Below are 252 nucleotides of genomic sequence, written 5' to 3'. Positions count from 1 at the left end.
GGTTTGAATCCAATGGTGACGGGGGGGAAACCTAGTGCCGCGAAGCAGAAGATCCCGCAGCCAAATCCCGCAGTACGCCCAGGAATGCGGCGGTAGTTTCTTCGTCTGACAGCGCGTCGAGCGCGATGGTAGCGGCAAGGTTAGGAGAATCTGGACGGAAACGTACACTCAGCAGGTTGTGCCCACGAGAAGTCATAAGCGTATTCACGACGGGAGTTAGTTCGTGGGTCCATTCTGTGCGGGTGGTCAATA

Annotated in this window: 1 protein-coding gene; it reads right to left on the bottom strand. The window is 56.3% G+C overall.

The features are described from left to right. Nucleotides 1–31: 31 nt before the first annotated feature. Nucleotides 32–252, bottom strand: a 221-nt coding sequence (locus tag EUU22_RS25525) for a hypothetical protein (protein WP_205687853.1), incomplete at its 5' end; no start/stop codon positions are given.

It is taken from the genome of Ciceribacter ferrooxidans (assembly GCF_004137355.1).
GTDB classification, from domain to species: domain Bacteria; phylum Pseudomonadota; class Alphaproteobacteria; order Rhizobiales; family Rhizobiaceae; genus Allorhizobium; species Allorhizobium ferrooxidans.
The sequence above is the reverse complement of the archived record's forward strand: the minus strand, read 5'-3'. Positions and strand labels throughout refer to the sequence as shown.